This window comes from Yoonia rosea (assembly GCF_900156505.1).
Classification (GTDB): domain Bacteria; phylum Pseudomonadota; class Alphaproteobacteria; order Rhodobacterales; family Rhodobacteraceae; genus Yoonia; species Yoonia rosea.
This window is the reverse complement of sequence record NZ_FTPR01000004.1, coordinates 162,408-186,468: the sequence shown is the minus strand read 5'-3', so window position 1 is coordinate 186,468 and position 24,061 is coordinate 162,408. Positions and strand designations below refer to the sequence as shown.

20 protein-coding genes are annotated in these 24,061 nt (G+C 58.6%); 7 read left to right on the top strand and 13 right to left on the bottom strand.

Translation table 11 applies throughout. From position 1 onward, the window contains the following. The first annotated feature begins 3 nt into the window (after positions 1–3). Together B0B09_RS17105 and B0B09_RS17100 are read left to right on the top strand one after the other, a co-directional pair. Positions 4–918 (top strand): tyrosine recombinase XerC, encoded by a 915-nt coding sequence (locus B0B09_RS17105; RefSeq protein WP_076661186.1) that lies wholly within the window; start codon positions 4–6, stop codon positions 916–918. A gap of 42 nt (positions 919–960) precedes the next feature. Continuing rightward, positions 961–1,659, top strand: coding sequence for a CDP-alcohol phosphatidyltransferase family protein (locus tag B0B09_RS17100; protein WP_055296053.1), 699 nt, complete (start codon positions 961–963; stop codon positions 1,657–1,659). Here B0B09_RS17100 and B0B09_RS17095 read toward each other — a convergent pair. From B0B09_RS17095 to ileS, 3 genes are read right to left on the bottom strand one after another with little or no spacing between them, the layout of a single operon-like run. After that, positions 1,656–2,105 (bottom strand): methylated-DNA--[protein]-cysteine S-methyltransferase, encoded by a 450-nt coding sequence (locus B0B09_RS17095; protein ID WP_076661099.1) that lies wholly within the window; start codon positions 2,103–2,105, stop codon positions 1,656–1,658. The genes B0B09_RS17100 and B0B09_RS17095 overlap by 4 nt on opposite strands. Next, positions 2,102–2,539, bottom strand: coding sequence for a PaaI family thioesterase (locus B0B09_RS17090; protein WP_076661098.1), 438 nt, complete (start codon positions 2,537–2,539; stop codon positions 2,102–2,104). The genes B0B09_RS17095 and B0B09_RS17090 overlap by 4 nt, the downstream gene beginning before the upstream one ends. Further along, positions 2,539–5,442 (bottom strand): isoleucine--tRNA ligase, encoded by a 2,904-nt coding sequence (ileS, locus tag B0B09_RS17085; protein ID WP_076661097.1) that lies wholly within the window; start codon positions 5,440–5,442, stop codon positions 2,539–2,541. The genes B0B09_RS17090 and ileS overlap by 1 nt, the downstream gene beginning before the upstream one ends. A 299-nt stretch (positions 5,443–5,741) precedes the next feature. Here ileS and B0B09_RS17080 point away from each other — a divergent pair, with 299 nt between their 5' ends. Beyond that, complete coding sequence (locus tag B0B09_RS17080) at positions 5,742–6,923, top strand: FAD-dependent oxidoreductase (protein ID WP_076661185.1); 1,182 nt, start codon at positions 5,742–5,744, stop codon at positions 6,921–6,923. Here the strand turns inward: B0B09_RS17080 and B0B09_RS17075 are convergent. The 4 genes from B0B09_RS17075 to rpsD all read right to left on the bottom strand — a co-directional run bounded on the left by B0B09_RS17075 (position 6,920) and on the right by rpsD (position 10,517). Beyond that, complete coding sequence (locus tag B0B09_RS17075) at positions 6,920–7,741, bottom strand: extensin-like domain-containing protein (RefSeq protein WP_076661096.1); 822 nt, start codon at positions 7,739–7,741, stop codon at positions 6,920–6,922. The two genes, B0B09_RS17080 and B0B09_RS17075, sit on opposite strands and share 4 nt — an antisense overlap. Further along, positions 7,738–8,661, bottom strand: coding sequence for a prephenate/arogenate dehydrogenase family protein (locus tag B0B09_RS17070; protein WP_207552172.1), 924 nt, complete (start codon positions 8,659–8,661; stop codon positions 7,738–7,740). Before B0B09_RS17070 ends, B0B09_RS17075 begins: the two co-directional genes overlap by 4 nt. Beyond that, complete coding sequence (gene hisC / locus B0B09_RS17065) at positions 8,661–9,746, bottom strand: histidinol-phosphate transaminase (protein ID WP_076661094.1); 1,086 nt, start codon at positions 9,744–9,746, stop codon at positions 8,661–8,663. The genes B0B09_RS17070 and hisC overlap by 1 nt, the downstream gene beginning before the upstream one ends. Positions 9,747–9,896: 150 nt before the next feature. Further along, entirely contained in the window at positions 9,897–10,517 is a 621-nt protein-coding gene (gene rpsD / locus B0B09_RS17060; RefSeq protein WP_055296059.1) for a 30S ribosomal protein S4, read from the bottom strand. 281 nt (positions 10,518–10,798) lie between these two features. Between rpsD and B0B09_RS17055 the strand changes: the two genes are divergently transcribed. From B0B09_RS17055 to B0B09_RS17045, 3 genes are read left to right on the top strand one after another with little or no spacing between them, the layout of a single operon-like run. Then, positions 10,799–11,200 carry a hypothetical protein gene (locus tag B0B09_RS17055; RefSeq protein WP_076661093.1) on the top strand — a complete coding sequence of 134 codons (402 nt, stop codon included), beginning with the start codon at positions 10,799–10,801 and terminating at the stop codon, positions 11,198–11,200. Between the two features lie 18 nt (positions 11,201–11,218). Further along, entirely contained in the window at positions 11,219–11,686 is a 468-nt protein-coding gene (locus tag B0B09_RS17050) for a DMT family transporter (RefSeq protein ID WP_076661092.1), read from the top strand. Next, complete coding sequence (locus B0B09_RS17045) at positions 11,683–12,108, top strand: DMT family transporter (RefSeq protein WP_076661091.1); 426 nt, start codon at positions 11,683–11,685, stop codon at positions 12,106–12,108. The genes B0B09_RS17050 and B0B09_RS17045 overlap by 4 nt, the downstream gene beginning before the upstream one ends. On the opposite strand, the gene B0B09_RS17040 is transcribed toward B0B09_RS17045, so the two are convergent. Genes B0B09_RS17040 through B0B09_RS17020 form a run of 5 tightly spaced genes read right to left on the bottom strand, consistent with a single transcriptional unit; the run spans position 12,105 to position 18,679 of the window. Further along, positions 12,105–12,941 carry an NAD-dependent epimerase/dehydratase family protein gene (locus B0B09_RS17040; protein WP_076661090.1) on the bottom strand — a complete coding sequence of 279 codons (837 nt, stop codon included), beginning with the start codon at positions 12,939–12,941 and terminating at the stop codon, positions 12,105–12,107. The two genes, B0B09_RS17045 and B0B09_RS17040, sit on opposite strands and share 4 nt — an antisense overlap. Then, positions 12,938–13,723, bottom strand: a complete 786-nt coding sequence (locus tag B0B09_RS17035; RefSeq protein ID WP_076661089.1) for an HpcH/HpaI aldolase family protein — start codon at positions 13,721–13,723, stop codon at positions 12,938–12,940. Before B0B09_RS17035 ends, B0B09_RS17040 begins: the two co-directional genes overlap by 4 nt. Continuing rightward, complete coding sequence (locus tag B0B09_RS17030; protein WP_076661088.1) at positions 13,720–14,922, bottom strand: NAD(P)/FAD-dependent oxidoreductase; 1,203 nt, start codon at positions 14,920–14,922, stop codon at positions 13,720–13,722. The genes B0B09_RS17035 and B0B09_RS17030 overlap by 4 nt, the downstream gene beginning before the upstream one ends. Continuing rightward, the gene (locus tag B0B09_RS17025) at positions 14,922–16,607 is read right to left on the bottom strand and encodes a hydantoinase B/oxoprolinase family protein (RefSeq protein ID WP_076661087.1); all 1,686 of its coding nucleotides are present in this window, start codon (positions 16,605–16,607) and stop codon (positions 14,922–14,924) included. The genes B0B09_RS17030 and B0B09_RS17025 overlap by 1 nt, the downstream gene beginning before the upstream one ends. Continuing rightward, complete coding sequence (locus tag B0B09_RS17020) at positions 16,604–18,679, bottom strand: hydantoinase/oxoprolinase family protein (RefSeq protein WP_076661086.1); 2,076 nt, start codon at positions 18,677–18,679, stop codon at positions 16,604–16,606. The genes B0B09_RS17025 and B0B09_RS17020 overlap by 4 nt, the downstream gene beginning before the upstream one ends. Before the next feature lie 211 nt (positions 18,680–18,890). On the opposite strand from B0B09_RS17020, the gene B0B09_RS17015 reads away from it, so the two are divergent. Further along, a complete protein-coding gene (locus B0B09_RS17015; RefSeq protein WP_076661085.1) occupies positions 18,891–20,741 on the top strand; it encodes a methyl-accepting chemotaxis protein in 1,851 nt (616 codons plus the stop codon). A gap of 11 nt (positions 20,742–20,752) precedes the next feature. Here B0B09_RS17015 and B0B09_RS17010 read toward each other — a convergent pair whose 3' ends face one another. Then, positions 20,753–24,058 (bottom strand): error-prone DNA polymerase, encoded by a 3,306-nt coding sequence (locus B0B09_RS17010; RefSeq protein WP_076661084.1) that lies wholly within the window; start codon positions 24,056–24,058, stop codon positions 20,753–20,755. Positions 24,059–24,061 lie beyond the last annotated feature (3 nt).

Here is a 24,061-nt window from a genome sequence, read left to right as displayed (position 1 = left end):
GCGATGATCGCGCCTGCGCTCTCAGACGCCTTGGGCGCGTGGCTCGCGGGTCAGCGTGCGCTGGCCGGAGCCGCCGAGAATACGTTGAAGGCGTATCAGACCGATGTGCTCGGGTTTCTGGCCTTCATGACCCAGCACAATGGTGGCAGCCAGGGTCTTGCCCCCATCGCCCGCATCACAATCCGCGACATGCGCGCGTGGATGGCCCATGAGCGTGGCCGTGGTGTCGGTGCGCGCTCTTTGGCGCGGTCCCTGTCGGCGGTGAAATCCTTTTACCGCTGGCTCGCCGAGCGCGAAGGGTTCGAGCCCACAGCCGTCCTGTCCACCCGCACCCCGAAATTCCAGCGCAAGCTGCCCCGCCCGCTTGAAATAGGGTCCGCCTCGGACATGATTGAGACCGTTGAACTGCAATCAAACGATCCTTGGATTGCCGCACGTGATGCTGCGGTTGTAACGCTCCTTTACGGCTGTGGATTGCGGATATCCGAGGCTTTGGGCCTCACGGGCCGCGACGTGCCCCTGCCCGATGTGCTCCGGATTATCGGCAAAGGGAACAAGGAACGGATCGTCCCCGTCATTGCCCCTGCGCGTGATGCAGTGGACGCCTACCTGCGCCTGTGCCCCTATCCCGTCGCCGACGACGCCCCGATCTTTCGCGCCACCCGTGGCGGCGTTCTTTCACCACGTGCGATCCAGAAAGTGATGGAAAAGGCCCGTCTGCAATTGGGCCTACCCGCAACGGCCACGCCCCACGCGATGCGCCATTCATTTGCCACGCATTTACTGGCCGCAGGCGGCGACCTGCGGACGATTCAGGAACTGTTGGGGCATGCCTCTCTCTCGACCACCCAGGCCTATACGGCAGTCGATGCCGCGCACTTAATGTCTGTTTATGAAAAGGCGCATCCAAAGGCCTGAGAACAGGTTGCCCCTCCGCGCTTTTTCGCTCATGACGGTTCAATGACACTTCGCACCAAAGCCCTTCTTGTTCATCTTCTTACTGCCACCGGCGCCGTTTTTGCCATGCTGGCAATGCTGGCCGCAGTTGAGGAACAATGGAGCCTGATGTTCCTGTGGCTGGTGGTTGCGTTTTTTGTCGATGGCATTGATGGACCGCTCGCGCGCAAATATGACGTCAAAACCAACGCGCCCGCCTTTGACGGTGTGCTGCTCGACCTGATCATTGATTACCTGACCTATGTCTTTGTGCCGGCCTATGCACTTTTCAAATCAGGCCTCTTGCCCGGTTGGACGGGCTGGTTCGCGATCATCATCATCACCTTTGCATCCGCCATGTATTTTGCCGACACCCGGATGAAAACAAAGGATAATTCGTTCTCCGGGTTTCCCGGATGCTGGAACATGCTGGTGCTGGTGATCTTTGCTTTGCAGCCCAATTTCTGGGTGTCTCTTGTCCTGGTCGGCAGTCTTGCCGTCACCATGTTCGCGCCGCTGAAATTCGTCCATCCAGTCCGGACCGAGCGTTGGAGGGTGGTCACCTTGCCGATGGCATTGGGGTGGACATTCTTTGCAGGCTGGGCCGCTTGGGTGGATTTTTATCCCAACAGCTGGGCGCATTGGGGGCTGGTGCTCACGTCGGTTTACCTGCTTTTTGCAGGTGTCGCCCAGCAGATCATCCCAGAACGCAAAGCCGCCTAGATCAAAAGGCCTGCGGCCCCTTCAAGCCGCAGCAAGGCGACCTTCGCCTCAATCCCGCCAGCACCTGAATACCCGCCCAAACCATTGGCCGCCAAGACGCGGTGACACGGGATAATGATGGCAATCGGATTTGCCCCGCAGGCCTGCCCGATGGCTTGGGCGGAAACATCAAGCGTTTTGGCCAGATCACCATAGGTGCGGGTTTCGCCATAGGGGATGGCGCAAAGTGCTGCATAAAAGCGCTGTTGAAACACACTGCCCCGTGGTGCCACAGGCGTGCGGAACTGCCGGAGCGTTCCTGTAAAGTAAGCGGCAAGTTCATCCGCCATCTGCTGGTATAGTGGCCCTTCGGTCAGCGTACCGCTGCGGCCCCAATGCAAGGCCGTCACCGCACCATCGACCGCATCGGCCCCCAACGCGCCCACGGGCGAATTGGCGCAAATCACGGCTTAAGACCGCGCACCGCCATCATGGTGGCCGTGATCGTGGCGATCATCTTTTCCTGCATCCCATCAATGGCGATGGCGCGCCCTTCGGTGAATGTCAGGGTGCGGCCCGATTTGAGCACATTGCCTTCAAACCGGAATGACTGCCCCTTTGCGGGTGCCATGAAGCTGCATTTGAATTCCACGGTCAGCACCTCGCTTTCCGCATCCATCAACGTCAGCGCGGCAAAGCCGCAGGCGCTATCCATGCCCGATGTGATCGTGCCGGCATGGATAAACCCGTGATGCTGGGAAAACGCCGGATTGAATGGCATTTCCAGAACCACACGGCCCGGTACCACGTCCGCAACAGTGATCCCCATGGTCTGCATCGCACCCTGACGGTCGAAATCCGCCCGCATGCGTGCAACCGATTGGGGATCACCATATTCCATCAGCCAAGCGCTTCGTTACAGCGCCCGCAGACACCTGCGTGTGTATGGGTGCCGACATCGGGCAGGATCTTCCAGCAGCGCTGGCATTTCTCGCCTTCCGCACGGCCAAAGACCACGGCAACATTGGCAACTTCATCCAAGGTGAACGCCCCTTCAGGTGCGTCATCCGTTGAAACAACGATGCCCGATGTGATGCAGAGATCATCGAAGCTGACAGTTTCCAACAGCTTGGCGGTGTCCGCGTTGACATAGACGGTCGGTGCCGCTTCAAGCGAGGCACCGATGACCTTTGCCGTACGCTCGACCTCGAGCGCGCCAGTCACGACGCGACGCACCTTGCGTACTTCGGCCCATTTCGCAGCCAGCGCATCGTCACGCCACTCGGCGGGTGTTTCAGCGAAATCCTCAAGGTGGACCGAGCTATCCTCCGCCCCGAACCGTTCCAGCCAGACCTCTTCCATTGTGAAAGTAAGCATTGGCGCTAACCATTTGGTCAGGCGGTGGAAAAGGATATCCAGCACGGTGCGCGCAGCACGGCGGCGGGTCGTGTCGCCATCGCAATAAAGCGCGTCCTTGCGGATATCAAAGTAGAAGGCCGAAAGCTCAACCGTGGCAAAGGTAAACACCGCCTGAAACACGCCTTGGAAATCATAGCGCGCATAGCCTTCGCGCACTTGGGTATCCAGTTCGGCCAGACGGTGCAGGACCCAGCGTTCTAGCTCGGGCATGTCGGCGGGGGCGATCCGGTCACCTTCGGTGAAATCGGCCAGTGACCCCAGCATATAACGCATCGTGTTGCGCAGGCGGCGATAGCTGTCGGCCACACCTTTCAGGATTTCATCCCCGATCCGCAGGTCAGCCGTATAGTCCGACTGCGCCACCCAAAGACGCAGGATATCCGCGCCATATTGGTTGACCACCTGCTCGGGTGCGATGGTGTTGCCGATGGATTTGGACATCTTCATGCCCTTCTGATCCAGCGTAAACCCGTGGGTCAGAACCCCGCGATAAGGCGCGTGGCCCATCGTGCCACAGGCCTGCAACATCGAGGAATGGAACCATCCGCGGTGCTGGTCGGTGCCTTCGAGGTAGAGATCGGCCATACCGTCCTCGGACCCGTCGGCGCGGTCGCGCAGCACGAAAGCATGGGTCGAACCACTGTCGAACCACACGTCCAAAATGTCGAACACCTGCACATAGTCGTCGTGGTTCACAGCATTGCCCAAGAACCGCTCTTTCGCGCCCTCTTTGTACCAAGCATCGGCACCTTCGATCTCGAAAGCATCGAGGATCCGCGCGTTTACCTCTGGATCGCGCAGCAGATAATCGGGGTCAGTGGGCTGCGTGTCTTTCTTGACGAAACAGGTCAGCGGCACACCCCATGCGCGCTGACGCGACAGCACCCAGTCAGGGCGCGCTTCGATCATGGAGTACAGGCGGTTGCGCCCAGTTTTGGGCGTCCAAGTCACCAATTCGTCGATCGAGCGCAGCGCACGTTCGCGGATCGTGGTGCCATAGGTGTCCTGCCCGTCACCGACGGCTTTGTCGATCGCGGCAAACCACTGCGGGCGGTTTAGACGGATGACGGGCGCTTTGGACCGCCAGCTATGGGCGTCCGAGATCGTGATGCGTTTACGCGCCAGCAGCGCGCCGACCGCGACCAGTTTGTCGATGACGGCCTTGTTGGCACCACCGGGTTTTCCGTTGGGCTTCAGAATGCACTCGCCCGCAAAGAAGGGCAGATCATCGCGGTAAGAACTATCGTCAAGGATATTATAGGTCATCGGCAGGCCGTGCTTGACCCCGATGGCATAGTCGTCATCACCGTGGCTGGGTGCTGTGTGCACAAAGCCTGTACCGGCGTCATTGGTCACGTGATCACCGGGCAGAAGTGGCACATCAAAGTCCCATTCGCCATTTGCGCCATCGGCGCCGCGCAGAGGATGCGCTAGAGTGAGCGCCGAGAGCTCTTCTGCGGTCACATCGCGCAGACGGCGGATCATTTCGTCACCGACCAGACGACCGGCAGCAAAAACCTCTTCGGCCAGTGCATCGGCCACAAGGATTTTCTCACCGATTTCTGCCCAGCATTCTTCGGGACGACCGATGATTTCATAGAGGCCGTATGTGATAGCCGGCCCAAAGCAAACCGCGCGGTTCTGCGGGATCGTCCAGGGGGTCGTGGTCCAGATCAGGACTTTGGCGTTGCCCAAGTCAGCCGCGTCAGTGGCAACCACAGGAAAACGCACCCAGATCGCGTCGGTCTGGCGGTCGTGGTATTCCACCTCGGCCTCGGCCAGAGCGGTCTTTTCAACCGGCGACCACATCACAGGCTTGGAGCCTTGATAAAGCGTGCCGTTCATCAGGAATTTCTGGAACTCTTCGGCAATCACGCGCTCGGCGTGGAAATTCATTGTGAGGTACGGATCGGCCCAGTTGCCGGTGATGCCCAGACGCTTGAATTCCTCGCGCTGGATATCAACCCAGCCTTCGGCAAACTTGCGGCATTCCTGACGGAAATCGACGACATCCACGTCATCCTTGTCGCGGCCTTTGGCGCGGTATTTTTCCTCGATCTTCCATTCAATCGGCAGACCATGGCAATCCCAGCCCGGCACATAACGCGCATCGCGGCCCATCATCTGCTGGCTGCGCACAACCATATCCTTGAGGATCTTGTTCAGCGCGTGGCCGATGTGCAGATGCCCGTTGGCATAGGGTGGGCCATCGTGGAGGGTGAAAGGTTTGCGCCCTTCGGCCTTTTCGCGCAGGCGGTCATAGACCCCGATTTGCGCCCAGCGTTCAAGCCACTCGGGCTCGCGCTTGGGCAGTCCGGCCCGCATGGGAAAGTCGGTCTTTGGCAGGTTCAGGGTTTGTTTATAGTCGGGTGTTTCGGCGCACATGGGTGGCGTCCTCTAAGCAGTCATTTAAGGAAATCGTGTTGGATCGGTGCGCACACGCTGACACCTTTTCCCGGCAGGCGTGAAAGGTTTCAGGCCGCCGGGCAAATAATGCTTATGATCATCTGCCGCAACATGTGTGCGCTTATAGGCCCAGCATGCAAAAGGGTAAAGCCAACTCTTGCCTGATTCTGTCGCCACAGATTTCTGCCTCAGGTGACGATCACATCATCATGCCTCTTCCTTGCAATTGGCCAATAAACCGCATTGCAGTTCCCGCAGCACATCACCAGAAAGGCGCCATGAAAAAGCGTTCCTCCATAGCGGTCGTCGGGGCCGGAATTGGCGGTTTGGCCGCCGCCATTCTGTTTGCCGATCGTGGCCATGCAGTGGTGATTTTTGATCAATTCGATCGCCCCAAGCCTGTTGGATCAGGCCTTGTGATCCAGCCCATCGGGCAGGCTGTTCTTGACGCTGTTGGTGCGGGCGACGCGGTGCGGCGCAGCGGCAATCCTATTCAACGGATGCTGGGGCATGAAGCTGATCACCACCGCAAAGTCCTGAATGTCTGGTATAATAAGGATCGCAGCGGTCAATTCGGGCTGGCCATTCACCGTGCCAGCCTGTTCGAAGCGCTTTTGGATCAGGTCAAGACCCGCGATATTGCGCTTCATACACAGAGCATCGTCACGCATACCCATGCAGGCATGATCACAGTGGCAAATGGCCAAAGCCATGGACCATTCGATCTGGTTGTGGACAGTGCTGGTGCGAATTCGCCCCTGTCGCCATTGCGTGACCGCCCCCTGCCCTATGGCGCAATTTGGGGAACCGTGGACTGGCCGGAAACGGACCTGCCCATGTCCCAGCTCAGTCAATGCTATCGCCGTGCCGACCGCATGATTGGCGTACTGCCGATTGGTACCTTGCCCGGAGACACAACTCCGAAGGCTGCAATCTTCTGGTCGATGCCGCGCGATCGCTACGATCAATGGATTGCTGGGGGCCTGGAAAGGTGGAAGTCCGAGGCTGAGAGCCTCTGGCCAGCCTTCGCACCATTTGCGGCGCAGGTGACATCACAAGAGCAGATGACGATGGCCCGCTATTCCCATGGGACCTTACGCAGACCCTGGTCCTCTGGGCTGGTCCACATTGGAGACGCCGCGCATCGCGCCAGCCCACAGTTGGGGCAAGGGGCAAACATGGCTTTGCTTGATGCGCTGGCATTGGCGCGCGCCTTTGAGAAAGCAGACGGTGAGGCCGCCTTGGCACTCTATGCCAAAGCACGCCGTTGGCACGTCATGGCGTACCAGACGATGAGTGCAGCATTCACCCCCCAGTATCAATCAGACAGCAAATGGTTACCTGTTTTGCGTGACCGGTTGCTTTATCCGGTGTCGCAAATCCCGCCAGCGCCCCGTGTCCTGACCGCTATCGTTTGTGGCACAATGCTCCCACCGATGCGCGGCTTGGGGCGCGTTTAACGACAGTATGACCCGCTGCGATAGCGCGCTGTGTCGAAATGAAAATGATCGCGGTGAAACCGGTTGGCTTCGGGGCCAAGCACTGTGCCAAATGGTCCACACGCCGCCCGCCACATTGCGCGCAATTGCGCCCCGTGATCAGCTGAGTTCCAATCGGTCAGCAACGTCATCTCGCTGCCATCACGCAACTGGATGCCCGCAATATCAATCGCCCGTCCAAAAGCATGTTCCGAAAGCCGCCCACCAGGTTGGTTGTTCCGCGTCCGGCAGGCATAGTGTGACACAACGCGTAAAGAGGACACGCCACCACCCTCGCCGCCCACCGCAGGCAGGACGCCACGTTCGACCCACGTGTTCAGCGCACGCGCTGTGCGGCAATCAATCGTCGGCTGCGGCCTGAGCGAGACACCGGCAACAGAGCGCAGTTTCACCGCATCCGTCACCCCGCAGGCCCCTGCCCCGTTGATCATGCCGACGACCGTTCCTTGGATCGCGGGATTGCCGCAGACCTGCCCGCGTGCCCTTGCAAGGCGCCGTTCTTCTGCAGCGGCTTCGATCGACGCAGGACGTAGTGCAGGACGCAGAGACTGCGCGATGGCATTCGGACTAAAGGCGAAAAGGTTGCGTTCAGCGCGGAACAGTGGTCGGGTCTGCGCGCCATATTCCAGAAGCGGGCGCTCGGCGGGGCGCGACACAGGTCTGACGATATCTGCCGGCGGCACTTCGGACACAGAGCGCGCCACGGGGCGGACACTATCTTGCGCGTGCAAAGGGCCAGACAGGACCATGGCGATACAAAGGATCGCCCAGCGCTTCACTCTTTGCGCACTTTCACGCGGCCAAAATCAGGTGCATCCGTATCCTGGCCCGCTTCAATAATGCCGCGCCGGATCGCGCGGGTGCGGGTGAAATAGTCATGCAAATGATCCCCATCCCCTTGGCGGATGGCGCGTTGCAGCGCGAACAATTCTTCGGTGAAACGTCCCAGAATTTCCAGTGTCGCTTCTTTGTTGTTCAGGAAAACATCGCGCCACATGACAGGGTCCGACGCCGCGATACGGGTGAAATCACGAAATCCGGCGGCGGAGTATTTGATCACTTCGCTATCAGTGACACGGCGCAGATCGTCTGCGACACCGACCATCGTGTAGGCAATCAGGTGTGGCGTGTGACTGGTCACGGCAAGCACCAGATCGTGGTGTTCGGCATCCATTTCATCAATCAATGCACCCATGCCGCGCCAAAGGTCGATCAGTCGGTCAACGGCAGCACGATCTGTCCCCTCAACAGGGACGATGATGCAAAAACGGTTGTCAAAAAGCTCCGCAAAGCCAGAGCGCGGGCCCGAATGTTCGGTGCCTGCCAGCGGGTGCGCCGGAACAAAGTGTACACCCTCGGGGATATGCGGACCAACGGCTTCGATCACCGTGCTTTTGACAGAACCGACATCACTGACAGTGGCACCTTGTTTCAGGACCGGAGCGATTTCCTGCGCGACGCTTTCCATAGCGCCAACCGGCACGCAAAGCACGACGAGGTCCGCATCTTTGGCCGCCTCTGCTGCCGTGTCATAAATCTGATCGCAAAGCCCGATTTCACGCGCCGTGTCGCGCGTTTCGGCCGACCGTGCGTAGCCGACGATCTCACCGGCAAGCCCCGCCCGCCGCATGGCGTGGCACATGGATGAGGCAATCAGGCCAAGCCCGATCAGCGCAACGCGGTCGTAAATCCGGGCCATCACTTGGCCCCTTTGAACTGCGCAACCGCATGGGCCACGCGGCGACAGGCGCTTTCATCACCGATCGTAATCCGCAGGCAATGCGGCAGGCCGTAACCCGCGACACGGCGCACGATGATCCCATTGGCGCGCAGGTGCGCGTCGCAGGCCGAAGCCTCGGCCTCATCGGCAAACCGCGCAAGGATAAAGTTGGCGGTTGAGGTATCAGACGGCACGCCCAGTTCGGCAAGCGCATTGGCGAGCCAGTCACGCCATTTGGCGTTCTCGATACGGCATTTTTCGGTATGCGCGGTATCGCGCACCGCTGCTTCCGCTGCAGCGAGTGCAGCTGAAGAAAGATTGAAAGGCCCTCTGATGCGATTGAGCACATCAATGATCGCCTGAGGGCCATAGCCCCAACCCACACGCATACCGCCAAGCCCGTAGATTTTCGAAAACGTGCGCGACATGAAGACATTCTCGCGGGATTCGACCAAGGCTTTGCCTGCGTCGAACCCGTCGACAAATTCCGCATATGCGCCGTCCAGCACCAAAAGCGCTTGCGGCGGAAGACCCTCGGCCAGACGTGCCACCTCGGCGCTGCCGATCATCGTGCCCGTGGGGTTGGCCGGATTGGCAATAAAGACCAGTTTGGTTTTATCCGTGCAGGCCGCAAGGACCGCATCCACATCAACGACGCGCTCGTTCTCGGGCGCCACCACAGGGGTTGCGCCACAGGCGTGGGCATAGATCGGATACATGGAAAACCCGTGTTCGGTAAAGACAACCTCATCACCGGGGCCGGCATAGGCTTCTGCCAGAAGTTTCAGGACATCGCCAGAACCAACGCCGCAGAAAATACGCTCGGCATCGACATGCCAGACCTCTGCTATGGCTGCACGCAGTTTCGCGTGGTCGGTTGGCGGGTAGCGGTGCAAGTCATGGGTTGCCCGCACAATAGCCTCTTTGACGGCATCGCTTGGACCTAAAGGGTTTTCGTTTGACGACAGCTTGAGCACATTGCTGACGCCGTCCAGATGTGCATCGCCACCTTTGTAAAGTGCGATGTCCAGAATGCCCGGTTGGGGTTGAATGCCGTCCGCCATGAAAGTCCGTTCCCGTCTCGTTTCGCCCGTTCTATCGCCCCGCAGGATGCAAAGCCAGTGGATTGGTGGGCCTTGGAAATGAAAAGGCCGCCCCGGATCGGAGCGGCCTTGAAGAGTGTGCTCCGGCATATCGCCGAAGAATTGCCAAGATTAGTTCTTGGCGTAGAATTCGACGACGAGGTTTGGTTCCATCGTGACCGGATATGGCACATCGCCAAGGCCCGGTGTGCGCACGAAGGTCGCTGTCATCTTGTTATGGTCGACGTCCATGTAATCAGGCACATCGCGCTCTGGCAGTTGGGACGCAACCAGAACCAGCTCAAGCTGCTTGGACTTCTGGCGCACTTCGATCACGTCACCTTCTTTTACGCGGTAGGACGGGATGTTGACGCGCTTGCCGTTCACTGTGACGTGGCCGTGGTTCACGAACTGGCGGGCAGCAAAAACAGTTGGCACGAATTTGGCGCGGTAAACAACGGCATCCAAACGACGCTCGAGCAGACCGATCAGGTTTTCACCTGTATCGCCTTTTACACGCTCGGCTTCGCCATAAATGCGGCGGAACTGCTTTTCGGTCAGGTCGCCGTAATACCCCTTCAGCTTTTGCTTCGCGCGCAGCTGTGTTCCGAAGTCGGACAGTTTGCCCTTGCGGCGCTGACCGTGCTGGCCGGGGCCGTATTCACGACGGTTGACGGGTGATTTTGGACGACCCCAGATGTTTTCGCCCATCCGGCGGTCAATTTTGTACTTGGCAGCGGTACGTTTGGTCATACGCTGATCTCCTTCTTTATATTGCGAAGGGCGTTGTCCTTTCCCCGGATTTGGCCGGGACGACAGGGTTCCGCTTGCGCGGGCCACCAACACCAATGAATGAGCGGCTTATAAAGCGGCTGCATGAGGTGTCAACGACGAAACGACATATTCATCTTCTGTTATCTGAACGACTTGGGAATGTACTAATTAAGACGAATTATCGACAAACGTGTACTACATAAGGTATCATGGGGCGGTAAAATGGATCGGTGTTGCCAGTGAGTATTTTGTTCTTGTTCATGAGTGTTGCGGCAATCTGGCTTTTTGGTCATCAATTGGTGCGGCGTCGCTTCGCCAAGTTGAATGATCAATTGGCTGACCGGTATCTCACAACATTTGCTGTCCCAACCCTTGATGACGCGGAACAGAGCCTGATGGCGCTTTGTGTTGACCTGATGCGCAGGGAAACCTGTGAGGTGCCTTTTGACCAGTTGACTGCGCAGGAAAGAAAGATGGTCCTGCATGCCCATGCGGTAGAAGAACTGCCCTCGTGGATGTCGCGCTATGCATCTTACGGGCTGCCCAGGGCCGGGCGGGAGCTAATCGGCAAACTGCGCGATATCAAATCGTCACGTCCCGAGCGGCCCAAGCAATATTTTGGTGCGATAAAGCGCCAACAGCAATTGCGTTCCCGCGTCTAAAGAGTGACACCTGCGACTATGTCGCAGCCTGAGCTTTCAAATCATCCACTGCATTTTGCCGCCGCCTTTGGCACGGGCGGGTTGTTATCTTTTATGGTGCTCTTCAATGGTACTTTGGCGGCCTACGGGTCGCTGTTCTTTGCATCATGGGTGCCCCATCTGACGGGCAGTGTCGCGGCGCTATTGTTTTTGCTTGTCTTGCGTCCAAAACGTGCGCAGGCGACGCGCCCGCCGCTCTGGGTCTATCTGGGCGGCGTGTCAGGGGCAGTAACGGTGATGTTGACATCGGCCACGTTGAATTCAGCGCTGGCCCTGTCAGGGACCATTGCACTGGGGCTGGCGGGCCAGATGGTGTTTAGCCTGTTTGCCGATATGCGCGGGTTGTTCGGCCTGCCGCAGCGGATGCCGGTGCGGCGCGATTTTGTGGCTTTGGCGCTGATCATCGCGGGCAGTCTGATCCTGATCTTTTTTGGCAGCGGCACATGATCTTTTTTGCCGCCCTCGCCATTCTTGCCGGCGTTCTGGTGTCACTCAGCCGCCAGATCAACGGGCGCTTGGCGCTGTCGACCTCGGCGATGGAATCATCGTTCTGGAATCATCTGGTGGGGCTGGTCTTTATCACCTGTGTTGCCTTGGCGGTCGGCGGGCTTTTTGCCGGCGACCCCGCCGAGGCCCCTTGGTGGGCTTTTTTGGGCGGGCCTGTGGGTGTGGTCTTTATCGCTGCTGGAAGCTGGCTGATCGCGCGGATCGGGGCGGCGCAAACGGCGCTTTTGATCATCGCAGGGCAGATGATTTCCGGCGTGTTGCTGGATATCGTGATGGGCGCGCCCGGCAATCTGTGGGCGCGCACTTTAGGTGTCGGTCTGATCCTTGCAGGGATGTGGGTGGCGCAAGGGCGCAAACGCTAGGTTTCCTTGCGATCATCCACAACGCCAAGGGCGGCCACACCAGAGTTGCCCAGTTCCACCGTCGCGAAAGGCCCGCCGATACACAGATTGGCTAGGTCCTTGTTGTCCAGCGGCGGGGTATCGGCAAAGACCGCTTTGGCGAAAACCTCGGCGTTGTCTTTCGGCCGATACCCCAGATGGCCTGCCTTGCTATTATCAACCACCGCGCGGTCATTATTGGAAATGCCGTAGACCACGGTGAACCCCACCACGGGGCTGTCGATGGACCGTTCCACAAGATGGATCAGATCGTCATAGGACAGCCACGTGCCGATGCTGCGGGCATTGGTGGCCTGCGCACAAGAGAAAATGCGCATGCATACGCTTTCGACCCCGCGCTTGTCCCAATAAAGGCTGGCCAGATCCTCACAAAAGCATTTGGCCAGCCCATAGTAGGTGTCAGGGCGGTGGGGTGCGTCCAATCCAATGGTGTCGGTTTTCAGGTGCATGCCCACCGCATGGACAGAACTGGCATAGACCACACGTTTGACGCCGCAACGATAGGCCGCCTCCCAGACGTTATAGGCGCCAATGATGTTGGATTGCAGGATATCATCCCATGGCGCCTCATCCCCGATAGCCCCGAAATGGACAACCATATCGGCCCCTTTGATCACCTCGAGCATGGCATCAAGGCTGGAAAGATCGGCCTGCACATAACTTTCGCCTGGATAAAGCGTGCCGATATCATCAACGCGATCAGTCGAGACAAGCTCATCGCACATCTTTGTCAGCGGCTCGCGCAGATATGATCCAAGACGGCCCGCGGCCCCTGTGAGAACGAGTTTCTTCATGTGTCTTCCCTTTCTGTCGCTGCGCGCATCTGCGCCAGCAATGCATCGGCCCCTTTGGCCAGCAAATTCGTATCCGTGCCGCAGGCCACAAAGGTGAACCCGTCAGAGAGCAGCTTTGCAGCGAACACAGGGTCCGTCACCAAGGTGCCCACAGGGATGCCCGCATCCATCAGCTTGCGCGCCGCAGGCAGGATCAGGTCCCAGACTTCCTGCGACATGTGTTTGCCGAGTAGCCCCATATCCGCTGCAATATCGGCGGGTCCGAAAAAGACACCATCCACCCCGGCGACCTGACCGATCTCTAACGCCTGCGCCACGGCCATGCGGGTTTCGACCTGCACCAGCACGGCTGTTTCATCACCTGCTTTGGCATAATAGTCGGTGATCCGCCCAAAGTTGTTGGCGCGGATGGACCCAGCCACGCCCCGCACACCTTGGGGTGGATAACGACAGGCGGCGACGGCGGCCTGCGCTTCCTGCACCGACTGGACCATCGGGAAAAGCAACCCCGGCGCGCCCATGTCCAAAAGGCGCTTCACCATCACAGTGTCGTTCCAGGGTGGGCGCACGAGGGCGGTTGACCCATGCGCTGCAATCGCCTGCAGTTGGCCCAGAACGGTCGCCAGATCGCTGGGTGTGTGCTCCATATCAACCAAGAGCCAATCATAGCCTGCACCTGCCACGACCTCGGCGGTATAATTGTGCGACAGGCTGATCCATAGCCCGATTTGCGGACGGCCTGCACGGATTGCGGCCAGAAAGGGGTTGGGCGCCATCTTCATATCACGGCCTTTTCGACAAATCGGGCGCCTTGCGCAATGCGGGTAAAGTTCAACGGGGTCAGATCCAGCGTGCGATATTCCCCGTAAGTGATCAATTCCGCCGTGCCGCGCCCGATGGCAGGGGATTGCTGCAAACCATGGCCCGAGAACCCGTTCACAAAAACAAAGTTCGCGACCGCGTCGTGTGCCCCCAAAATAGCGTTCTGGTCAAAGGTATTGTAGGCGTAATGCCCGACCCACGCATTGCGCAGCTTCAGCGCCTCGAATTGCGGGATACGGGTCGCGAGGATCGGCCAGACCTTGTCTTCCCAGATGCTATGGTCAGCGGCGAAATCGGCATAATCGACAGGCCCGTCGTCATCGGGCGGACAGCCCGCCATATAATAGGCGCCATCGGTACGCATATGTACGCCCGAGGGGTCAATCGTCAGTGGCAGATCGCGGTCCAGCGGTTCTGCCGCTTCAAAGACAAAGGTGTAACGTTTGCGCGGCTCGACGGGCATGTCGATACCCGCCATACGGGCGGTGAGCAAAGCGCGCGGACCCGAGGCGTTGACGACCGTGCCGCAGCCCACAACCTCGCCTGATTTGAGGATCACACTCTCCACGCGGGTGCCTGCGGCGTTGCGGTTCATCGCAACCACTTCGTTGGTCAGGAAGGTCACGCCGCGCTCTTTCGCCATGCGCCGCCACCAGTCGAAAAGCGTGTGACCGTCGAAATACCCTTCATCCACTGTATTGTGGTTGCCTGCGATGATGTCATCGAGCTGATAGAACGGATAGGCCTGCGCGATTTCATCACGGCTCATATGGCGCGTGCCCGCACCGCAAGCCGCCTGAATTTTCTGGGCTTCGCGCAGCGCTGCGGCAAAACCTGCGTTATCTGCCAGATAAAGATAGCCGAAACTATGGATCAGCGGTTGCGGGATGCGGGCATCGCCCCCCATATGGCTGCGGAAATTCTTGATATAGTCCGCCGCAAACTGGGAAATCCGCACGTTGATTTCCTCGCTGAACTGCTGGCGGATGCAGGAATTGGTGTGCGAGGTCGAGGCGAATTCATAGGTCGGGTCGCGTTCAACGACCAAGATTGTGCCGTCAAAATCAGGGTTGTCAGTCAGGAACCAAGCGACGGCCGATCCGTAGATCGCCCCACCGACGATGACGACGTCATAGTTTGCGTGCTCAGGCGCTTGCATCACACGGTTTCCCCTTTGCTGACAGCCGCAAGAACAGCCGCGATTTCATCCTCGCTCAGACCATAATCATCACGGGCAGATGTCGCCGAAATATACCCACGGGCAAGATCACGTTTCACAAGCGCGGGATCGCGTGCGGAGGCGGGGCCATAGCCTGCGCCTCCGGGCAAAGCCAGCATGACGCGTCGGCCTTCGGGGACAAACTGCTTGCCTTTGCCTTGCATTGCGGTGCCATCATCCTGCGCAATTGCTGTCGGTGCGCCACCCTGCCCGCCCTGCCGCCCGCGCGCAGGATGATCGACACGGTCAAACATGGCCGAGAAATCAAATTCATGCCCTGCCGTGGCACCGACCTCCATATATTGCCCCAGACCGCCGCGGTACTGCCCAGCGCCACCACTGTCAGGACGCAGTTCCTTGCGCCAGATAATGACCGGGCCTGTATGTTCCGTCGCCTCGATCGGCATGGTCATCACGCCCGAAGGAAAGGCCGTCGCATTCAGTCCGTCCACGGTGGGCCGCGCACCTGCACCGCCAGAGTTGAAGGTCAGCACCTCGGACCTGCGCCCTTGGTGGCCCGCCGCAGGCCGTAACGAGACCTGGAAATTGCACAGACACCCAGCCCCTTCGGCAGGCACGGTTGCGGGCAAAATTTTATCCAGCGCATCATAGACCGCATCGGGGATCATATGGCCGATGATGTGGCGCAAGGCGACCGGCGCGGGGTGGACTGCGTTGACGATGCTATCGACAGGAGCTGTCACCTCAAACGGAGCCAGCGACGCGGCATTGTTGGGGATTTCTGGGGCGATGGCGCATTTGAGCGCGTAGCAGGCATAAGCCTTGGTATAGACCATGGGCACGTTGATACCTTTTTTATCCACACCAGAGGTGCCCGCGAAATCACATGAAATCCGGTCCTCTGCGATCTCGAGCCTGACCTTCAGATCAATAGGCCGGTCAAACCCGTCAATCCGCATCGCCCCTGTCGCGGTTTCGCGCGGTAGCGCCGCGATGCGTTCCAGCGTGGCGCGGCGCGAATTTTCGAGGATGAAATCACCGATCCCTGTCAGGTCGCCGAGGCCGAATTCGTCCATCATTTCTGTCAGCCGCCGGTGTCCGATCTCATTGCAGGTGGCCAGCGCATAGATATCACCGATCAGCTGATCGGGTTCGCGCACATTGCCGCGCAACAGGCGGATCAGGGTTTCATCCACCTTACCGCGATCCGCGAATTTCATAATCGGGATATAGATACCCTCTTCGTAAACGCTTGCCGCATCCGCGCCAAAACCCCGCCCGCCAATATCGACCACATGGGCGGTACAGGCGAAAAAGCCTGCGTGGTGACCGTTATGAAATGACGGCGTCACGACGGTGATATCATGCAGATGGCCGGTGCCTTCCCATGGATCGTTGGTGATATAGACGTCGCCTTCTTGGATATTCTCACGGCCAATCCGGCGGATGAAATGCGCGACAGCATCGGCCATCGCATTCACATGGCCGGGCGTGCCTGTAACCGCCTGTGCGAGCATGAGGCCGTCAGCGTTGTAAACCCCGGCCGAGAGATCGCCTGCTTCGCGCACAGAAGTCGAAAATGCGGTACGGACCAGCGCCTGCGCCTGTTCCTCGACGACCGAGATCAGGCGGTTCCACATCACCTGGAATGCAACGTTGCTCATGTGCGTTTCTCCGTAATGTCGATGGTACCATCGGGGCGTGCTGTGGCGGTGCGACTTGCGGGAACGACGATGGTCGTTTCATCCTCGGTGATCAGCGCAGGGCCCGCGACCCAATCACCGGCACAGAGGGCTGCACGCGGAACGATGGCCGCGGCGGAAGGCGCGCCTTTGATCGGATCAAAAAGCGCGCGGGTGTTAACCGACACTGCACCCTTGCCGCCGGGCGTTGCGCCAAGCGTTTCAACAGCCGCCACCTCGGTCGTCGCGTTCACAGCCCAGACGGTGATTTCAACATCCATCCCTGCCACCGTGCGCCCGAAGAGCGTAGTATAATCCGCCTCAAAAAGTGCAAGGAACTCTGCCGCATCAGGGGTCTGCGCTTGCTCGGGCGTCAAGCTGATCGGGATTTCCCAGCCTTGGCCAGTGTAGCGCATATAGACCTTGAATTCAGCTTTGATCGGCGCATCAGCGTCACAGGTGCGCACGAAACCCGTGGCTTCGGCCTCCATTTCAGCAAGCAGCGTCTTGACCACCTGCGGCGCAAAACCGGAAAGCTTCATGTAAACACTGCGGGTCGCTTCAAAGCTGAATGGCGCGCGCAGGAAACCGATCGCCGAACCGACACCTGCGCCGGTTGGCACCAGCAAGCGGTCGATGCCAAGTTTTTCACAAAGCCGTCCCGCGTGCAGCGGTGCCGCGCCACCAAAGGCAATCATGGTGTAGTTGGCAAGATCTTCACCGTTTTCCACCGCATGTACGCGCGCAGCATTGGCCATGTTTTCATCGACCACTTCAGCCAGCCCGAAGGCCGCCATTTGCGCATCCATTTCGAGCGGCGCACCTAACGTGCCCAGCGCCTGCGACGCGGCAGCAGCATCAAGTTTGATCGCCCCCCCTGCGAAATGGTCGGGATCCAGCTTGCCCAGTGTCAGGTCCGCATCCGTTACTGCAGGGCGCGCACCGCCGCGTCCGTAGCAGGCTGGACCCGGCTCTGATCCTGCACTTTCGGGGCCAACACGGATCTGGCGCATCGCATCCACATGGGCAAGGCTGCCGCCCCCTGCCCCGATTTCGACCATATCAATGACAGGGATCGAGATGGGCATGCCCGAGCCCTTTTTGAAGCGATAGGTGCGCGCAACCTCAAAGACGCGTGCGGTCTTGGGAGTTTGATTTTTGATCAGGCAAATCTTGGCCGTTGTCCCGCCCATATCAAAGGACAGTACCTTGTTCAGGCCATAGCGGGCCGCAATATCGGCGGCAAAGACCGCACCGCCCGCAGGACCGGATTCAACCAGCCGGACAGGGAATTCAGCCGCGCTCTCAAGGCTGATAATCCCGCCCCCCGAGTGCATCAGAAAGATGGGACAAGCCGCCCCTTCATTGGTCAGGCGCCCTTTCAGACGGCCCAGATAGGACTTCATCAGCGGTTTGATATAGGCGTTGGCAACTGTCGTATTGAAGCGTTCATACTCGCGCATCTGCGGCGACACTTCGGATGAAAGCGAAATCATCACATCGGGCAGCTTTTGCGCAAAGACCTCGCGGATCATGCGTTCGTGGCTGTCATTGAGATAGGCGTGGAGCAAGCCGATAGCGATGCTTTCAAAGCCGTAAGAAGCCATTTCATCAGCAAGTGTTTCAACATCGGCGCGGTCCAGCGCCACCAGCACGTCGCCCCGCGCGTCAATGCGTTCTTTGAGCGTAAAGCGGTGTTGGCGCGGCAAGAGCGGTTCGGGCAGTTGCAGGTTAAGATCATATTGTTCAAAGCGGCTTTCGGTGCGCATCTCGGTGACATCACGGAAGCCTTCAGTGGTAATCAGCGCTGTTTTCGCCCCACGCCGTTCGATCAGCGCGTTGGTGGCAAGGGTTGTGCCGTGGATGATCTGGTCGATCTGGGAAGGCTTGATACCTGCCTTGTCACAGACCTGATGCATCCCTTCGATAATTGCGTTTTCGGGGGCGGCATAGGTGGTCAGTACCTTGGTGGAATAGGGCGCATCCCCCACCTCCAACACCACATCCGTAAAGGTCCCGCCGATATCTACGCCCATGCGTATATGTTGCTGCATTGCGGGGCTCCTTCACGTGCAAATTCAGCGCCAGCTTAGAAGCGATGAATCGGCGATACAAACGGCTTCGACGGCCTTGAGGAAGAATCTTTTTCACCACGCGTGATGAAAGCTCATAAGAGAAAAAATCAAACTTTCCGGCCCGCGTTCACTGTTTGACAAGGGTTTTGCGCGAGACCTCTAACCTGCAAGGAAATCCGGAGTATACCGCATGCGCAATTTCATCTCGAACATGTCACTGCGTGGTCAATTGATCATCAGTTCGGTGATCCTTATCGCAGCCCTGTTTGCGATGGTGATCGGCGTTCTGCAATATTCACAAAAACAGACGTTATTGGAAAAAGCGCAGTTGGAACAGAATACAGGGCTGCGCATTCTGACATCAACTTTCATGGATCAATTCGATGATATCGCAGTGTCATACGGGGCAGATGGCGCTGTCACATCCGTGAATTGGGACGCGATTCCTGCTTTTGATGACCACCGTTTGATCGATCGCGTCGGTGCAATATCAGGGGAAACAGCGACCGTATTTGTGTGGGATCAGGGCGCAGGTGATTTCATTCGGCGCACGACAAATATTATCAAGCCTAATGGGGAACGCGCCGTTGGCACACCCTTGGGGACCACCAATCCAGTGTTCGATGTCGTGAGAAACAAGCAAACATTTCGCGGAGAAGCGGTGATTCTCGGCAAACCCTATCTGACGATTTACGAACCGGTCATTGATAGCCGCGGTGACGTAATCGGGATTTTCTACGTAGGTGTCGAACGCACGCGGATCGACGCGGCACTTGCATCAAGCTTCTGGTTGGGGTCCGGAACGGCGGCAGCGATTATTCTTGTTGGTGCTGCTTCATTGGCAGTGCTGATTTCGTGGCTTTTGCACCCGCTGAGCATTCTGGCAGACCGGATTTCGCAAGTGGCACAGGGCCATTTGCATGAAACAATTCCTTTTATCGCGCGCAAAGACCAGATCGGTGCGATCGCAAAAGAAATTTCAGGATTTCAGGACGAATTGAAACGCGCGGAAGCCGTGAAACAGGCCTCTGAAACCGCACAGGCCGAGCAAGCCTTCGCGGTGAGTGCTTTGCGCGATGCGCTGGAAAAACTTGCGAAACAGGATCTGATGGTGCGGGTCTCCGCGCGCTATGGTGAAAGCTTCCCGCAGGATTATGCTGCGCTGCGTGATGACTTTAACCAGTTCGTGACGCATCTTTCACAGACCATTTCGGACATTGGCAGCATTGCCGATGAAGTCGAAAGGATCGGCCAGTCGATCGGTGCGGAATCCGCTGAACTGGCAACGCGCGTCGAAAGTCAGGCCAAAACACTGGCGGGTTCAGCGACTTCGCTGAACCGCTTGACCGAGGAGACAACGCAAATTGTACAAAAAGCGGATCAGGCGGATGCGGCCGCAACCCGCAGCCAATCGCTTTCGTCGGATAGTCGCACAGCATTGGAAGCCGCGATGCAATCAATCGGGCGTATCGAGGCATCATCGGGTGAAATCACCAAGATTATTGGCGTGATCGAAGATATCGCCTTTCAAACAAATCTGCTTGCATTGAATGCAGGTGTTGAAGCGGCACGTGCCGGTGATGCAGGTCGCGGATTTGCTGTTGTCGCCTCCGAAGTGCGCGGGCTTGCCAAGAATGCCACGGATTCGGCAAAGGAAATCAAGGCGCTGATATCGACCAGTGCTGCCGAGATTCAATCCGGCAATAAACTGGTGCAGAATACAGGCCTTAAGCTTGGTGAAGTGTTGGAACATGTCGAATCCCTCGGCGGGCTCGTATCGGATATCGCGCAATCCGTCCGCCGACAGGCCAGTGATCTTGATGAAATCAACGGTAGCGTCCGGACCTTGGATAATATGACCCAGAAGAATGCGTCGATGGTCGAGCAGACGGGCACTGCTGTCCGGTTTTTGCGCGATGAATCTCTGCGGTTGTCCGACTCGTTGAAAGGGTTCCGCACACCACAACGCGCTGCCAGAGAGCAAAATAAGGGAAATTTTTCAATCATCGATAACACATCACACAAGGCGACGGGGACTTAAGCTGGCCTGAGCTAGTGAAAATCTCGCGACTTGGGGATGACCCGCACATCGCGCGGATGCCTGCCCCTTGGGTCATGTGGTATGGCCTTTTTGATCTCATCCGCGCGCGCCAATGGTGCCTCCATCCGGTCATGCGATAGCCGTTCCAGCGCATCACTGCGGTCGGTCAGGTGATGGGCGACCACATGGATCACATCGGCATCGCGCTGGATGGTCCCGCGTACGTCAATGACGCGGGCCCGCATGATGACCTTGCGATAAGCCTCCATCACCTTGGGCCACACCACCAGATTGGCCACACCGGTTTCATCCTCAAGCGTGATGAAGCACACGCCCTTGGCACTGCCCGGGCGTTGCCGGATCAATACGATGCCAGCCAGTTTGATCTGCCACCCGTTGCGCATGTCCTGCAGGGCACGGGTCGGGGCATAGCCCTGTTTGTCCATACTGCGGCGCAGGAAGGACATCGGATGCGCTTTGAGTGACAGTCGCGTCGTCTGGTAGTCCGCCACCACATGTTCGCACACAGGCATCTGGGGCAGGTCAAAACGCTGTTCTTCCCCCTCATCGCGGGTGTCCGCAAAAAGCGGCAGGTCCGGTGCGTCGCGCAGGGCGCGCGCGTCCCAAAGCGCTTGTCGCCGGTCAAGTGTCATGGATCGCAACGCATCGGCGGCGGCGAGTTTGCGCATTGTGCCCGCATCAAGCCGCGCGCGTTCTTTCAGGTCGGCCAAATCGGTGAAAGGTGCCGTGCGGGCATCCATCACACGCTGCCCCATCTCCTGCCGCATCCCGTCAATCTGGCGCAGGCCCAACCGCACGGCAAAGACACCGGGGCTGACGGGTTCCAGCGTATTGTCCCAATCCGAATAATTCACATCAGCTGCCCGCACGATCACCTGATGTTCGCGGGCATCGCGCACGATCTGGGCGGGGGCGTAAAACCCCATCGGCTGGGAATTGAGCAAGGCCGCACAGAACACATCCGGATAATGGCACTTCAGCCAGCAAGAAATATAGACCAGATGCGCGAAACTGGCGGCATGGCTTTCGGGGAAGCCGTAGTCGCCGAAGCCTTTGATCTGGTTGAAACAGCGTGCCGCAAATTCCGGATCATAGCCGCGTTTGATCATGCGGCTGACCATCTTGTCCTCAAGCGCACCAATGGTGCCGCGGGACCGGAAGGTGGCCATGGCTTTGCGTAGCTCATTGGCTTCTTTGGTGGAAAACTCCGCCGCGACCATGGCGATTTTCATCGCCTGTTCCTGAAAGATCGGCACACCAAGAGTGCGCCCCAGCACTTTGCGCAGTTCGTCAGGATCATGCCCCGGACCGGGGGATGGATATTCCGGCGGTTCCTTGCCACTGCGGCGGCGCAGATAGGGATGGACCATGTCCCCCTGAATGGGCCCGGGCCGCACGATGGCGACCTGAATGACCAGATCGTAGAATTCACGCGGTTTCAGGCGCGGCAGCATGTTCATCTGTGCGCGGCTTTCCACCTGAAAGGTGCCCAGACTGTCCCCACGACACAACATATCATAAACCGCCGGGTCCTCTTGCGGGACCGTGGCAAGGGTGAAGCGCTTGCCGTAATGGGCATCAATCAGATCAAAGGCCTTGCGGATACATGTCAACATGCCAAGCGCCAACACATCAACCTTGAGGATGCGCAACGCGTCGATGTCATCCTTGTCCCATTCGATAAAACTGCGATCGGGCATCGCGCCATTGCCGATGGGCACAGTTTCCACCAGCGGTTTTTCGGTCAGGACAAAGCCCCCCACATGCTGGCCCAGATGCCGCGGCATGCCGATCATCTGGTCGGCCAGTTTGATGGTGCGCGCCATCAGCGGATCGCGCAGGTCGATCCCTGCCTCGGCCGCCTCGCGCGCGCCCACTTCGCGCCCCCATGACCCCCAGATGGTTTTGGCCAATGCGGTTGTGATATCCTCGGACAGGCCCATGACTTTGCCCACCTCGCGCACCGCCATGCGGGGCCGGTAGTGGATCACGGTCGCACATAGGGCGGCACGGTGGCGCCCGTATTTTCGGTAGATATGCTGGATCACCTCTTCACGGCGTTCATGTTCGAAATCCACGTCGATATCAGGGGGTTCGCGGCGCTCTTCGCTGATAAACCGCTCGAACAGCAGATCGTTCTTGTTGGGATCAACAGAGGTAATCCCAAGCACGTAACAGACAGCGGAATTCGCCGCAGAGCCCCTGCCCTGACACAGGATTTCCGGCGTGGTCTGGTGGCGCGCGAAATCAACGATCTGTTCGATGGTCAGAAAATACTGGGCGATATCAAGCTTGGCAATCAGGGCCAGTTCTTTGCGCAGGACTGCCGTGATCTCAGGCGGGACACCCTCGGGGTAGCGGGTGGCGGCCCCTTTCCATGTCAGCGCTTCAAGGTGTTCTTGCGCAGTAGACCCATCCGGCACCGTCTCGCGCGGGTACTCATAGGCCAGTTCGGTCAGGTTAAAACTGCACGCATCCGCCACGTTGCGGGTTGCCGCGATTGCATGGGGCCATTCGGCGAAAAGCCGTTCCATTTGCGCCGGCGATTTCAGGTGTCGTTCGGCGTTGGCATCCAGCAGAAACCCCGCTTTGTGGATCGTGGTTTTGTGCAGGATGCAGGTCATGACATCCTGCAAAGGGCGCCTGTCGGCGGCGTGATAATGCACGTCATTCGTCGCCAGAATAGAGAGCCCGTTGGCACGGGCCAGTGCATCAAGCCGGTTGATCCGCGCGCGATCATCGCCGCGATAAAGATAGCTCGCCGCGATATGTTTCAGCGTCGGCAACGCACGGGTCAGCCGCCGCAAACCGGCACTGAAATGATTCAGGTCTGCACCTGGCAGTGCGATCAACTGCACCCCTGCGCTCTGCTGGGCCAAATCACCCAGCGTGATATCGCAGGCCCCCTTGTCCTGCCACGCGCCATCAACCCCGTGCATTTTGCCCTTGGACAGCAAGGTGCACAGCCGCCCATAAGCGGCACGGTCTCTGGGATAGGCAAGGAAAGCCTCACCACTGACCAGCTGGATACGGCACCCAATGACAGGGCGAATCTTCGCCTTGGTTGCTTCGGTGTGCAGGCGCACAACACCGGCCATCGTGTTGAGATCCGCACAGCCCAAGGCATCATAGCCCAGCGCCCAAGCGGTTGCAGCCAGATCCACCGCATCTGAGGCCCCGCGCAGAAAGGAAAAACAGGTCGTCACCCCCAGTTCGACAAAGGATGCCCGGGGGTTTGGCGGAAAATCATCGCCATCCAGCGTACGTCGGGGGTGTTGGTGGTCGTTTTCAGGCATTTT